This window comes from Empedobacter sp. UBA5924, assembly GCF_002431085.1.
GTDB lineage: Bacteria > Bacteroidota > Bacteroidia > Flavobacteriales > Weeksellaceae > Empedobacter > Empedobacter falsenii_B.
Map to the genome: position 1 here is coordinate 128,869 of NZ_DJDM01000017.1, position 13,314 is coordinate 142,182.

General features: G+C 32.6%; 14 protein-coding genes and 1 other RNA gene. 5 read left to right on the plus strand and 10 right to left on the minus strand.

Going from position 1 to position 13,314, the window contains the following annotated elements:
- Positions 1–3 precede the first annotated feature (3 nt).
- Positions 4–180, minus strand: a complete 177-nt coding sequence (locus B3792_RS04415; protein WP_181816329.1) for a hypothetical protein — start codon at positions 178–180, stop codon at positions 4–6.
- Positions 181–389: 209 nt separating this feature from the next.
- Between B3792_RS04415 and obgE the strand changes: the two genes are divergently transcribed.
- A complete protein-coding gene (obgE, locus tag B3792_RS04420) occupies positions 390–1,376 on the plus strand; it encodes a GTPase ObgE (RefSeq protein WP_115001628.1) in 987 nt (328 codons plus the stop codon).
- Positions 1,377–1,399: 23 nt separating this feature from the next.
- Positions 1,400–1,720: a YbaB/EbfC family nucleoid-associated protein gene (locus B3792_RS04425; RefSeq protein ID WP_291060570.1), complete on the plus strand. Its 321-nt coding sequence runs from the start codon at positions 1,400–1,402 to the stop codon at positions 1,718–1,720.
- A 32-nt stretch (positions 1,721–1,752) separates the two neighbouring features.
- On the opposite strand, the gene B3792_RS04430 is transcribed toward B3792_RS04425, so the two are convergent.
- From B3792_RS04430 to B3792_RS04440, 3 genes are all read right to left on the minus strand, one after another.
- Positions 1,753–2,532: a rhomboid family intramembrane serine protease gene (locus B3792_RS04430; protein WP_291068983.1), complete on the minus strand. Its 780-nt coding sequence runs from the start codon at positions 2,530–2,532 to the stop codon at positions 1,753–1,755.
- 67 nt (positions 2,533–2,599) lie between these two features.
- Positions 2,600–3,586, minus strand: a complete 987-nt coding sequence (locus B3792_RS04435; RefSeq protein WP_180905076.1) for a hypothetical protein — start codon at positions 3,584–3,586, stop codon at positions 2,600–2,602.
- Positions 3,583–4,080 (minus strand): hypothetical protein, encoded by a 498-nt coding sequence (locus B3792_RS04440; protein ID WP_125350525.1) that lies wholly within the window; start codon positions 4,078–4,080, stop codon positions 3,583–3,585. Before B3792_RS04440 ends, B3792_RS04435 begins: the two co-directional genes overlap by 4 nt.
- 50 nt (positions 4,081–4,130) lie before the next feature.
- Between B3792_RS04440 and B3792_RS04445 the strand changes: the two genes are divergently transcribed.
- The 3 genes from B3792_RS04445 (at position 4,131) to rnpB (ending at position 7,819) form a co-directional block, all read left to right on the plus strand.
- The gene (locus tag B3792_RS04445) at positions 4,131–4,781 is read left to right on the plus strand and encodes an NRDE family protein (RefSeq protein ID WP_115001619.1); all 651 of its coding nucleotides are present in this window, start codon (positions 4,131–4,133) and stop codon (positions 4,779–4,781) included.
- Between the two features lie 119 nt (positions 4,782–4,900).
- A complete protein-coding gene (locus B3792_RS04450) occupies positions 4,901–7,426 on the plus strand; it encodes an ATP-dependent Clp protease ATP-binding subunit (RefSeq protein ID WP_125350523.1) in 2,526 nt (841 codons plus the stop codon).
- Positions 7,427–7,509: 83 nt separating this feature from the next.
- Positions 7,510–7,819: RNase P RNA component class A (rnpB, locus tag B3792_RS04455), an RNA gene on the plus strand.
- Here rnpB and B3792_RS04460 read toward each other — a convergent pair.
- From B3792_RS04460 to B3792_RS04485, 6 genes are all read right to left on the minus strand, one after another.
- Positions 7,819–8,592: a LuxR C-terminal-related transcriptional regulator gene (locus tag B3792_RS04460; RefSeq protein ID WP_291068986.1), complete on the minus strand. Its 774-nt coding sequence runs from the start codon at positions 8,590–8,592 to the stop codon at positions 7,819–7,821. The genes rnpB and B3792_RS04460 overlap by 1 nt on opposite strands.
- Before the next feature lie 185 nt (positions 8,593–8,777).
- Positions 8,778–9,719, minus strand: coding sequence for a transketolase family protein (locus B3792_RS04465; protein ID WP_180906861.1), 942 nt, complete (start codon positions 9,717–9,719; stop codon positions 8,778–8,780).
- Entirely contained in the window at positions 9,719–10,423 is a 705-nt protein-coding gene (locus B3792_RS04470; RefSeq protein ID WP_180905074.1) for a hypothetical protein, read from the minus strand. Before B3792_RS04470 ends, B3792_RS04465 begins: the two co-directional genes overlap by 1 nt.
- 22 nt (positions 10,424–10,445) lie before the next feature.
- A complete protein-coding gene (locus B3792_RS04475; RefSeq protein WP_219033689.1) occupies positions 10,446–11,912 on the minus strand; it encodes a hypothetical protein in 1,467 nt (488 codons plus the stop codon).
- Positions 11,913–11,936: 24 nt separating this feature from the next.
- The gene (locus B3792_RS04480; protein WP_125350518.1) at positions 11,937–12,782 is read right to left on the minus strand and encodes a transketolase; all 846 of its coding nucleotides are present in this window, start codon (positions 12,780–12,782) and stop codon (positions 11,937–11,939) included.
- Between the two features lie 286 nt (positions 12,783–13,068).
- Positions 13,069–13,314, minus strand: coding sequence for a hypothetical protein (locus B3792_RS04485; protein WP_125350517.1), 246 nt, complete (start codon positions 13,312–13,314; stop codon positions 13,069–13,071).

The window sequence follows — 13,314 nt, forward strand, 5'->3', positions numbered from 1 at the left end:
AATCTATTTTTGGCGCGATTTTATTTCTTTGTTAATCATAGAAAGCCTTATGACCAAAGGCATCAAAGTAGTTGAAGTTCTGCAAGCAACGGCAATTAATGCATAATTTTTTGATTTTATTGCTGAATATACCAAGAAGATAGAAATCAAAAACATCAAACATCCAAAAGTAATTACCATTGTTTTGGTTTGTTTTTGCTTTTTCAGAAGTTAGTCATCAGTATATTCGGACAAATTTTTTTAGTATTCATGATAGTGTGTTAATTAATTGAATAAATATAAATAAAAATCTGAGTCATTATAAATTATTCATTCAAAATAGATAATACAAGATTTTAATAAACAAATTAGAAATTGTACTTTTGCAGACTAATTAAAAGAGAAAAATTATGCAATCAAATTTTGTTGACTACGTAAAAATAAATTGTAGAGCCGGACATGGAGGTGCGGGTTCAGCAAGTTTGCATCGCGAAAAATATATTGACAAAGGTGGACCAGATGGTGGAGATGGTGGACGTGGAGGAAATATCACGCTTCTTGGAAACTCAAATCTTTGGACCTTGTTAGAATTTCGATTCAAAAGACATTTCCGTGCGCAAAACGGTGGACGTGGAGGTAAATCTCGTTCTACTGGTGCTGACGGTGAAGATATTATTTTGGAAGTTCCGATCGGAACAATTGCCAAAGATGACGAAGGAAATATTATTGGCGAAGTAACAGAAAATGGGCAAGAATTAATTATTGCGCAAGGAGGAAAAGGGGGGCTAGGAAACTGGCATTTCCGTTCTGCAACGCGTCAAACGCCTCGTTATGCACAGCCAGGTTTGGATGGTGACGAGCGTCAAGTTACATTGGAGTTGAAAATTTTGGCAGATGTTGGTTTAGTTGGTTTTCCAAATGCAGGAAAATCTACTTTATTATCAGCTGTTTCGGCTGCTAAACCAAAAATTGCAGATTACGCATTTACAACGTTAACACCTAACTTGGGAATTGTAGAATACCGTAATCATCAGTCATTTATTATGGCAGATATTCCTGGAATTATCGAAGGTGCGGCAGAAGGAAAAGGTCTTGGACATCGTTTCTTGCGTCATATTGAGCGTAATTCTAACTTATTATTTTTAATTCCTGCCGATACAGAAGATTATAAAAAAGAATATGAAATTCTGTTGAATGAATTGAAAAAATTCAATCCTGAATTGTTAGATAAAGAACGAATTTTAGCTATTTCTAAGTCAGATATGTTAGATGATGAATTGGAAGCTGAGATTAAAGCACAATTACCAACTGATATTGATACGATATTTATTTCGTCTGTTTCTGGAAAAGGAATCACAGAATTGAAAGATTTATTGTGGAAAAAACTACACGAATAACTAATTATTAAAGATAAAGACAAATGTTTAGAAATTTTGGAGACATCATGGGAATGATGGGAAAAATCAATTCATTTAAAGATAAATTTTCTGATTTGAAAAATGAATTAGATGGAGAAATTTTTACAACGACTTCTAACGATGGAAAAGTAAAAATTACAATGTCTAAATTAGCAACAATAAAAGATATTGAACTTGCTGAAGGAATGGAAAAAGAAGAAATTGAAGATTTGTTAGTGATGACGTTAAACAAAGCGTTGGAACAAGTAAAAACAGAAGCAATTGACAGAGCGAAAAAAACAGCTCAAGAAAATTTACCAAACATTCCTGGAATGCCTTTCTAAGAAGAATTTGAAAAAATAAAACCCCCTGAAAATTAATTTTCAGGGGTTTTTGTTTGATAATTTGGTTCAATATTTTTATCATCTTTCTCATCCAAAGATTCAAGATATTCAGCTTTCAAACGTTCTTGTTCTTGGTAAATATCCCATAAACGCTCAGCTTTCGGGTCATAATAATTTTCTTGATCCCATTTCGGAATTTCTTTTTGCGGACCAATATTTCTGAACAGATAAGCGAAAAATGCACCCGAGATAAATCCACTCAAATGTCCTTCCCAAGAAATAGAATTGCTACTTGTATCTGTTTTTAACTGCGGTAAAATTTCTTGAGGAACCATTCCCCAAATCATTCCGCCGTATAATAAAATAATGATTAGTGAAATCGCCATCAAACCACGTTCTTTTCTAATGATACCACTAAAAAATATGAATGAAGCCAGTAAGTAAACGATAGAACTTGCTCCAATATGACAACTTACATTATCATCTAAAAAAGGTGGATTTCCAATGATCCAAAGAATAATTCCTGATAAAATCCAACCAAAGAATATCACGTAATAAGCCAATCTATCGTACATCAAAAGTGCGATAAAGCTAAGAAAAGCTAACGGAAAAGTATTGCTGATGATGTGTTTCCAACCTGAGTGAAATAAAGGCGAGAACAGAATTCCTTTCAATCCAACGAAAGTTCTCGGAATAACGCCGTAACAACTATCTAAATTGTATCCGTTTTGTTGAAACAAAAAGATAATCCACATTGGGATAAGTAGTAGCAAAGGAATTATAATAGTTTTCTTTGGAAAAGGATAACTCATAAAATTGGTTTCGAAAACATCTTTCAATCTTTATTCCTTTCCAGAAATTCTGCCAATTTTGGTCAAATTAAGCTTTTCTACGCTTCAATAATTCTTTTGCGAGCAATTTCCAATCGGTCCATTTTACACCAAGTTGATGATTTTGGATAGCAATTTTATGTTGATAATTCAAATGCTTAATCACTTCTTTATAAGCTTTTATCAAATTAAAATTCGGATCGTAAATATGAGTCGCTTCAGAATTTGCACCATTAATTTCGAGTATGACAAAATTTCCGTTCTGAAAATCCTCTAAGCTTTTTGCTTTCAAATCGATTCGTCCATAATAAAAACCATCAATTTTTTTTGCAATTTGATCTATAGTTTCTTCTAATTTAGATGTCTTTAGAGAGGATCCGTCTAAAAAAGTTGTACCTCGACTATGATTTCCAATTGGTTCAACCAATAATTTTTCATCTTTTTGCAGAACTGAATTTAGTTCGTTTTGAAAACGTTTAAACAAATACTCTTTTCGATAAAAAGCTCTTAAATTTTGTTCGATTAATTCTTTCAATGTTGATTTTCCATCACCTGTAAACGTCAAAAAATCTTTAGCTGTTATAGAAAGTATTTTACCATTTTTTTCTTTTGGTAATCGAACATAGAAAACACCAAATTCAAAGTTTGATTGAATATATTCTTGTAAAATTAAATCGCGATTATTTTGTTCTAAATAATTTTTCCAATCAATTTTATTTCTGATTAATTCAACACCAATTCCACGTTCACCAAGATTTGGTTTCGCAATAAAAGGAAAATCAAACGGAATTTCTTGCGTTGTAAATTCTTCAAAAAAAATGGTTTTTGGCTTATAATTTTTATCAATTTGATTGAGTAAATCAATTTTAGAATAATCAATAAATCCGCCCCATTTCATTGTAGGATTTGCCGAGCAAAAGTAAGCTGGAGCGCCTGTTTGAAAGATTTTATAAATGTACCAAGGTGTCAATGGCGCATAAAATAACCAGAATGGCCAAAATTCGTATCGTGTCCATTTTGTTATTTTCGGATTCATTTTTCTTGATTTTGAAAAGCAATTGTAGAAGATGCAATTCCAAAATTTTGTGGAATTTTAATCGTTGAAAAATGAGTTTCGATCGCAATTTTAATCAACGCAAAATGATGAATGCTATGATCAAAACAATACATTAATTCGCGATAATTTGTGGTATTAATTGTGAAATTCTCTCCGTAATAATTCTGTTTTAGCTGAATTGTTTTTTCTAAATCTAAACGTTCTATTTGTGATTTTAGATGATTCAGCGTATTCAAACTTTCAACAACCGAATTTTCTAAAGCACGATTTCGCTCTCTATCATCATAACAAATACAATTGTTTTTTTGCGCTTGTAAAAAGCACGAATAAAACTCGATAATATGACGAAAATGTTGACCAACAGAAGCACCAGAAATGATTTCTAATTCCTTTTGAAAAGACAGATCGTCAAATTGCAAAAGAATCGATTTCATTTCATCAAAGGAATGCGCTATAGTTTTCTGAATACTCATAATTCTTTGCAAAGATAAATTTTTACATTTGAACTAAATTGAAAAATGAGATGTGTATAATCAGTTTTTACAGAAATGAGGATGAATTTGTGTTGACGCACAACCGAGATGAGGAAATAAATCGTTCTTCTTCTAAAGAGATTGTGGAGCAAAAGCGTTTTGATAAAACTTATTTTTCGCCTGTAGATGAGCGCGCAAATGGAACTTGGATTTTTTATTCGGAACAATATGTTGCGTGTATTTTGAATGGAGGAATCGAAAAACCAATGCATTTCAAAGAAAAATACAGAGAAAGTAGAGGAATTATTTTATTAGATTTATTGAAATATAATTCTGTAAATGAGTTTATTAATTCGGAAAATTTGTCAGGAATCGCACCTTTTACAATTTTTGTTTTTGAAAGACTAACTAAAAATGCTTACCTTTTGTTTTGGAATGAAAATAAACTGAGCGTAAAAGATATTTCGCAAGAAAAAATTGTGACATGGTGTTCGTCGACATTGTACAGTCCTGAAAGAAGAAATGAAATTGATGAAATTTTTAATCAAAATAATGATTTAAAATCCGAAGAAATTTTAGAACTTCACGATGATTTGAAAATGAAAAAAGGTGATTTGTACGATTTTTTAGCAACGACATCTATCTCTCAAATTATTATGAATTCTTTAAGAATTGATATGAAATATTGTCAGCTATTTTGAAATTAATAGACAATAATTCGTTATTTTAAGGAATCATCAAATCATTTCGGACATAGGCATAATTTATGCTATAGTCTATCAGAATAATTATATTTGTTAAAGACAGCTTAAATAATAAAATGAACGATAATTTCTCACAACAAGTAAAAGACGTTATTTCTTATAGTAAGGAAGAAGCGTTGAGATTAGGCCACGACCAAATAGGAACGGAACACCTTCTGTTGGGGATTATTCGCGACGGTGAAGGGAAAGCCATTTCTGTCTTAGAAGCATTGAATGTCGATTTAGACGAAATGCGTCAAAAAATAGAAAACCTAAACCCAGCAAAAGAAACTCCAGGTAATAATATAAAAAATTTGAGTTTGACAAAACAAGCTGAAAGAGCGTTGAAAACAACATTCTTAGAAGCAAAATTGTTTAAAAGTCCGACTGTAAATACAATTCACTTATTATTGTGTATTCTTCGTAATGAAAACGATCCGATTACAAAATTGATGAATAAGTTGGATATTGATTACAATACAGTAAAGGAGGAATTCAAATTTCAATTTCAAGATGAGGAAATTCAATCTCCTCGTGCAGAAAATCCATCTTTTGATGGAGGTGATTCTGATAACGATTTTGAGCGTGCATCTACAAGTAAACCTACTTCGAAAAGTAAAACACCAGTTTTAGATAATTTCGGACGAGATTTGACAGCGATTGCGCAAGAAGGAAAATTAGATCCTGTAGTTGGACGCGAAAAAGAAATAGAACGTGTTTCGCAAATTCTTTCTCGTCGTAAAAAGAACAATCCATTGTTAATTGGAGAGCCAGGTGTTGGTAAATCTGCAATTGCAGAAGGTTTAGCGTTAAGAATTGTACAACGTAAAGTTTCGCGCGTATTGTTCAACAAACGTGTGGTAACATTAGATTTAGCATCATTAGTTGCTGGAACTAAATATCGTGGACAATTTGAAGAGCGTATGAAAGCAATCATGAATGAATTAGAGAAAAATGATGATATTATTCTTTTCATTGATGAGTTACATACAATTGTTGGAGCAGGAGGAGCTACGGGTTCTTTAGACGCTTCTAACATGTTCAAACCTGCTTTGGCGCGTGGTGAATTACAATGTATTGGAGCAACAACGTTGGACGAATATCGTCAATATATTGAAAAAGATGGTGCATTAGTTCGTCGTTTTCAAAATGTGATGGTTGAACCAACAACTCCAGAAGAAACATTACAGATTTTACATAATATCAAAGATAAGTATGAAGCGCATCATAATGTAAATTATACAGATGAAGCGTTGCAAGCTTGTGTAAATTTGACAACACGTTATATTACAGATCGTTTCTTGCCAGATAAAGCGATTGATGCTTTAGATGAAGCGGGTTCTCGCGTGCATATCAAGAATATAAAAGTTCCTCAAGAAATTTTAGATCTTGAAGCAAAATTAGAAGAAGTTCGCGAAGAGAAAACGAAAGTTGTAAAATCTCAAAAATACGAAGAAGCTGCTCGTTTACGTGATTCAGAGAAACAAATAGAAAGTGATTTGAAACGTGAGCAAGCAAAATGGGTACAAGAATCGAAAGAGAATCGTGAAACAGTTACAGAAGAAAATGTAGCGGAAGTTGTTTCGTTGATGTCTGGCGTTCCTGTACATCGTGTAGCTGAAAAAGAATTGAAAAAATTGGCTCAGATGAATGAGTTAATGAAAGGAAAAGTAATTGGTCAAGATGAAGCGGTAACGAAAGTTGTGAAAGCAATTCAACGTAATCGTGCAGGTTTGAAAGATCCAAATAAACCAATTGGTTCATTCATTTTCTTAGGAACTACGGGTGTTGGTAAAACACAATTAGCGAAAGTTTTGGCGAAAGAAATCTTTGATTCTAACGATGCATTAATTCGTATCGATATGTCAGAATACATGGAGAAATTTGCCGTTTCTCGCTTAGTTGGAGCACCTCCGGGCTACGTTGGTTACGAAGAAGGTGGACAATTGACTGAAGCAGTTCGTCGTAAACCATATGCGGTAATTTTGTTAGATGAGATTGAGAAAGCGCATCCAGATGTATTCAATATTTTATTACAAATTTTGGATGATGGTCATGTAACTGATAGTTTAGGTCGTAAAGTTGATTTCCGTAATACGATTATCATTTTAACGTCTAACATTGGTACAAGACAATTGAAAGAGTTTGGAGATGGTGTCGGATTTGGAACTTCATCTAAGAAAGATTCTGCCGATGAACGCGCAAAATCAACAATTGAAACAGCTTTAAAACGTGCTTTCGCGCCAGAATTTTTGAATCGTATTGATGATATTATCTTCTTTAATTCATTAACAAAAGAAGATATCATGAAAATTATCGATATTGAATTGGCAAGTTTAATAGAGCGTTTAACAGCTTTAAATTATCATATTGAATTAACAGAGGAAGCGAAGAATTTTATCGCAGACAAAGGATTTGATAAAGATTATGGAGCTCGTCCGTTGAAACGTGCTATTCAGAAATACATCGAAGATCCAATGGCAGAAGAAATCATCAACGCTGTAATTAGTGAAGGAGATGAATTAATCCTTGACTTAAATGAAGCAAAAGATGGCGTTAAAATTTCTGTAAAAGGAAAAACGAAAGAAGAAAAATCAGAATAATTTCTAAGTTTCTATAATAGAAAGGCTTGAACAAAAATGTTCAAGCCTTTTTTATTTCGGTAACTTTTGCCGTACATTTGCGCTCAGCAAGCCACTTTGTCGCTTCATGTATGTGAAGAGGAAAGTCCGGGCTCCAAAGAGTAAGCATAGCGGGTAACGCCCGTCCGTCGAGAGGCGAGGACAAGTGCAACAGAAAGTATGTACAGTTCGGCTGTAGTGAAACCAGGTAAACTCTATGCGGAGCAATGCCATGTATACCAGCAGTTAAGAGCTACTCGTTCGTTGCTGGGGGGTAGGCAGATTGATATTTTAGGTAACTAAAATACTAGATAAATGACAAAGCATCTTGATTTATTAAGGTGACAGAACCCGGCTTATCGGCTTGCTTTTTTCTATTTTTTGAAGTAAAGACTAAATAATTCTGATGTATTAGAACAATCGTTTTTCTTCAAAATATTTCTTCGATGTGTATCAATAGTATGTTTACTTAAGCCAATTGCATCAGCAATATCCTGACTTGTGTAACCTTTGATCAGAAATTCTATAATCTCCGTTTCTTTTTTTGTAAGTTGTAAAGATGAATTTGTTTTTGAATTAAGAAGATTATTCAATCCATCTTTGATGTTGTAAATATGCATGGTCGGTTTCCCTCCAACCTTTATTTGTGTGATGTCAGTCGCTAAGCAAAAAACTCGATTTGGTAAAAAATTCTTACTTAATTCGTAAAAGAAATGTTGCAAATGAATTTGATGAATTTCACCTTTTTTATCTATCACACGAAAATCATAGGTGAATTTATAATTGATTCTTTCTTCTGGAACAATTTCCATACTAAAATTTGCAATTCGTTGCTGAATATCAATCACATGTTGCAAATCATCGGGATGTACCATTTGAACACATAATTCAGCTGTATATTCGTCAGGAAGATAACCCAAAATATCTTCGCATTGAGGAGAAACATATTCGAATGTTGCAGAATTAGGATTGATGAAATACATAAAAGATTCACCAAGAGCAAGACTTCTTAAAGTTTGTAAATAATCATTAATCGATTGAAAACTCTCATTTTTTTCGTTTAAGGTTCTACGATCTGTATTTTCACTCCATAGTTTTTTTACAATACTTGCATATTCAGTAATAGATTTTTGATTTGCTTTTTTCATATGCTTACAAGTAAAAGTTAATAAAATACCATTAAATGAGTATTTTTTAAGTTAGTAATATAAACTAATTTTGCAAAATATATATAGGATTAAAGCAGTTTTGCTTTTTCAACCAACCTATTTTATATTTAACCTATAAAAAAAGGAGCTAAATTTTTTAGCTCCTTTTTAATATTATGATGGAATTAAAGTAAAGATTTTACTTTCTCGATTACAGCAGTAGAATCGATTCCATATTTTTTCATTAAATCTGAAGGTGTTCCAGATTCACCGAATTTATCATTAACCGCAACAAAAGCTTGTTTTGTTGGTAATTTTTGAGCTAAAACTCTTGCAACAGATTCACCTAAACCACCTAAAATATTATGTTCTTCAGCTGTTACAATTTTTCCTGTTTTCTTTACAGAGTTTAAGATAATTTCTTCATCCAATGGTTTGATTGTATGAATATTGATCACCTCACAAGAAATTCCTTCTTTTTCTAACTCAGCAGCAGCAACCAAAGATTCCCAAACTAAGTGACCTGTCGCAACAATTGTTACATCAGAACCTTCGTTCATTAAGATACCTTTACCAATTTCAAATTTTTGGTCAGCTGGTGTGAAAACTGGAACAGCAGGACGACCGAAACGTAAGTAAACAGGACCTTCATATTCAGCTGCAGCAATTGTAGCCGCTTTAGTTTGATTGTAATCACAAGGATTGATAACCACCATTCCTGGTAACATTTTCATCAAACCAATATCTTCTAATGTTTGATGAGTTGCACCATCTTCTCCTAACGTTAAACCAGCGTGCGATGCAGCGATTTTTACATTTTTGTTAGAGTAAGCGATAGATTGACGAATTTGATCGTACACACGAGCTGTAGAAAATTCAGCGAAAGTTCCTGTGAAAGGAATTTTACCTCCAATTGTCAAACCTGCAGCAATTCCCATCATGTTTGCTTCAGCAATACCAATTTGGAAAAAACGCTCTGGGTTTTCTTTGATAAATTGATCCATTTTCAATGAACCAATCAAGTCAGCACACAATGCAACAACGTTAGGATTTGTTCTTCCTAACTCTGTCAATCCATCTCCGAATCCACTACGTGTATCTTTTTTTTCTGTGTATGTTAAGTCTATCATTGTTTTTGTTTTTTGTATTCGTTTTTGTATTTTTCTACTTCTGTTTTTTCATCAAATTGATAAATAAAATCATTTGGCGAAACATTAATTTCTTCTTCCTCTTCGGCGCTCTTTTTTATCCAATTTTCTAAGATTTCAACATTTTCTAACACAATATTATGTCCAACTCGATAAATCAAGCCTTTCAAATTTAGTTCAGAATTGATAAACGGAACGGTGTTGATGTTAGAATTTGTATCGATGCAAATTTCTGTACCATTGTCGTTGTCATTATCTTTTCTGAAAATGTTATACACTTCACATTGTTTATTTAGAATCGTTTCTTTTTGACCAGTTCTATTCGCAACATAACTATTTCCGATTGCGGAATTTGTTAAACTTGGATTATTAGTCGCTAAAAAAGAATTTCCTAATAAATCTTTTGTGCCTTCGAAATCAATTTTAAAAACCTTCGGATTTTCTTCTTCGCTGTAAACAGAATACATATTGTCGTTTACTTTTAATGAAGCGAAGTTTCCCATCGGTGTTCGCGTAATCATCAAATGTGCTTTGTAATCTTTGGTTGATAAAATGTCCAAAAAATCTGAATAGAAATCACTTTTGATACGATATTGAATAACGTTTTCGAATTTATACGATTGCATTTGAGCGAAAGTTAAACATGTAAAAAGCGTTAATATAAAACTGATTGATTTTTTCATTATCGAATTGATTTGATAAGTATTAATCCAAAGAATTCAAGAAAGTAGTTAACTTATCTTTGTCTTCTTTTTTCAGTTTATCATATTTGTTATTGATTTCTAAAACACTTTTTCTTATTGCATCAATTGTTCCCGAAAGAGCAACACTTCCGCTTTGATAAATGTACATATCGCACACTTGTCCTGCGTAATTGTAAACCAAATTTCCTAAATCTTTATCTGTAAAAGTCGGAATTTTAGCTTTCAAATTTTTGCAATGTTCTGGTGCAACTTTCATGAAATCTTGAATGTCTGGATTGTCGATTGCCAAATCGATTTTGCTAATATCTGTCGTTTTGTAAGCAGATGTATAAGGATCATAATATTCGGCTAAACTAACTTCTGTTGCAGCAACAGCAGAATCTACTGCTACAGCCGCTTCATCATAATCTGTTGAAACTTCTGTTAATTTAAACTTTTTAGCATCATCGAAATACGTTTTGAAAAGGTTATTTAATTCTTTTACTTCGCTTTTGTTTGCTAATTTATTCTTTTTGAATTGTTTTACCAATTGATTTGTAGAACCTTGCGCAGTTGCCAAAGCTTTAGAACGCTCTATATCAGGATTTCCATCATAATCACTATCATTATAAATCAAGCTATAATTTAATGAAGCAACAGTTCCAAAAAGACTATTTACGTTATCACTTTCTGATGTTTGATAATTGTAATAATTAATAATAGGATCCTCGTAACGATTGTCTGGTGAATAAGCTACTGCTTCGGCTGCATAAGCCGTATCTACAGACGACATCATGTTATCGTATTCTTGTTTCTTTTTTGCCAATTCGTTAGTAAAACTTTCGATTTCTTTTTTCTCATCAAAAGTTACTTTTACGTTAGAATTTGCAATATTTTGAATCGTTAATCCATTAAAATCTCCTGCGTCATATCTAATTAAAAGCCCTTTCAATTTTGTTTGAGGAAACATAATCGCAACGTTATTAATTGCATTTTTTTCATCAACACATAATGTAGAAGATTTTGTTTCGAAATCTGTTTTAGATGTTAATTCGTATTCATTACACTTATATCCATTGATCGTTGTAGATGAATTTAGATTTTTAACTGAAATAAATTTCTCGAACAAGTTATCTGAATAAGGTTTTAAACTATCATCCGATATACCTTCGTAATAATAAGGGGCTTTTATCGATAATTGATTTTCTAATGAATTGGCATATACTTCGAAAAACTTGCTGTTGTTGATAAAGAAAGCATCTTTATTAAAGCTTCCTGAAGTATAAGGACCTCCTTCCGAAGTTCCTAAAACAGCGTCTTTAGAAATATAGGTTACAAAAAATAAATCTTTTTGACCATCTAAATAAGTCTGATATTCTTCTGGTAAATTGATTTTATACGATACTTTTTTGTCAAAAGAATATGTTTTTTCCTGCCCAAAGGCTGTTAAAGAACAAAGCGTAAGTATAGAATAAAATAACGTTTTCATAGTATTTTGATTGTGTTGAAATTATTAATAATCTGTCAATTCAGTTTCAGGATTTTGCTCTAATGCAGAAGCTAATTGCTCGTCGTTAGGCGCTTTTCCGTGCCAAGAGTGGCTTCCCATCATGTAATCAACTCCATTACCCATTTCTGTGTGTAATAAAATTGAAACTGGTTTTCCGTTTCCTGTTAATGTTTTAGCTTCTTCTAAAATAGCAATTACTTTTTCTAAGTTATTTCCATCTTTTTCTTCTAAAACAATCCATCCAAAAGCTTCTAATTTAGCTTTCAAATCTCCTAATGGTAAAACGTGGTCTGTATCACCATCAATTTGACGACCATTGTAGTCAATCGTTGCAATTACATTATCCACTTTTTTACCAGCAGCATACATAAAAGCTTCCCAGACTTGACCTTCTTGTAATTCACCGTCACCATGTAATGTGTAAACTAATTTATCGTCGTTGTTTAATTTTTTTGCTTGAGCAGCACCTAAAGCAACTGATAAACCTTGTCCTAAAGATCCAGAAGCGATACGAATTCCAGGTAAACCTTCGTGTGTTGTTGGGTGACCTTGTAAACGAGAATCTAATTTTCTGAATGTAGCTAATTCGCTAACAGGGAAGAATCCTGAACGAGCTAATGTGCTGTAGAAAACTGGTGAAATGTGACCGTTTGATAAGAAGAATAAATCTTCTCCTTTTCCGTCCATAGAGAAGTCTGTAGAGTAAGTCATGATTTTACCGTATAATGCAGCAAAATATTCTGCACAACCTAATGATCCACCTGGGTGTCCACTATTTACGGCATGTACCATTCTCAAAATATCTCTCCTTGTTTGTTGTACTTGTGTTTGAAGTTCTTGAAGTGTCATTGTTTGTTTATAAAAATTTGAACAAAAATAATTCTTTTTTGTAGGGCAAAAAAATCGTAGAACATAAATCACTACAATTGGGGAGAATAATCGGTAATAATAGCTAACCTACTTATGAGACTATAAAAACCAGCGCTGAAGTTTATAAAGAAGAAGCTTGAAGTTAGTTAATAAGAAGGCAAGAGTTTTACAACGTTTATTTATCTTTTTGTAATCTTCTAATTGTAAAGGGTACAGAGAGATGTTTTTTAATAAAAAAGACGAAGCAAAACTTCGTCTTTTTTATTTATTCTTCTTCCACATGCCATTCGCCACGATGAGGTATCAAAGCGTCACGGACTTGTATCATTTCAGATTCTACCACCACCAAATAAGCAACTGCATATTCTGGTTCAACCTCTACAAATTCAGAAAATGTACTTTGTAACTTTTCTTTTTCTGCATATTGTTTCAAGTGAATTGCATGATGTTTTGCAGTTGGTATAGCATCGGGACCATAAAAATCCCAGATTAATTTTAATTTCTTTTCCAT

Coding starts and splice junctions, on each gene's coding strand:
- B3792_RS04415 (WP_181816329.1), bottom strand. CDS start 180: ATGGTAATTACTTTTGGATGTTTGATGTTTTTGATTTCTATCTTCTTG.
- obgE (WP_115001628.1), top strand. CDS start 390: ATGCAATCAAATTTTGTTGACTACGTAAAAATAAATTGTAGAGCCGGA.
- B3792_RS04425 (WP_291060570.1), top strand. CDS start 1,400: ATGTTTAGAAATTTTGGAGACATCATGGGAATGATGGGAAAAATCAAT.
- B3792_RS04430 (WP_291068983.1), bottom strand. CDS start 2,532: ATGAGTTATCCTTTTCCAAAGAAAACTATTATAATTCCTTTGCTACTA.
- B3792_RS04435 (WP_180905076.1), bottom strand. CDS start 3,586: ATGAATCCGAAAATAACAAAATGGACACGATACGAATTTTGGCCATTC.
- B3792_RS04440 (WP_125350525.1), bottom strand. CDS start 4,080: ATGAGTATTCAGAAAACTATAGCGCATTCCTTTGATGAAATGAAATCG.
- B3792_RS04445 (WP_115001619.1), top strand. CDS start 4,131: ATGTGTATAATCAGTTTTTACAGAAATGAGGATGAATTTGTGTTGACG.
- B3792_RS04450 (WP_125350523.1), top strand. CDS start 4,901: ATGAACGATAATTTCTCACAACAAGTAAAAGACGTTATTTCTTATAGT.
- B3792_RS04460 (WP_291068986.1), bottom strand. CDS start 8,592: ATGAAAAAAGCAAATCAAAAATCTATTACTGAATATGCAAGTATTGTA.
- B3792_RS04470 (WP_180905074.1), bottom strand. CDS start 10,423: ATGAAAAAATCAATCAGTTTTATATTAACGCTTTTTACATGTTTAACT.
- B3792_RS04475 (WP_219033689.1), bottom strand. CDS start 11,912: ATGAAAACGTTATTTTATTCTATACTTACGCTTTGTTCTTTAACAGCC.
- B3792_RS04480 (WP_125350518.1), bottom strand. CDS start 12,782: ATGACACTTCAAGAACTTCAAACACAAGTACAACAAACAAGGAGAGAT.
- B3792_RS04485 (WP_125350517.1), bottom strand. CDS start 13,314: ATGGAAAAGAAATTAAAATTAATCTGGGATTTTTATGGTCCCGATGCT.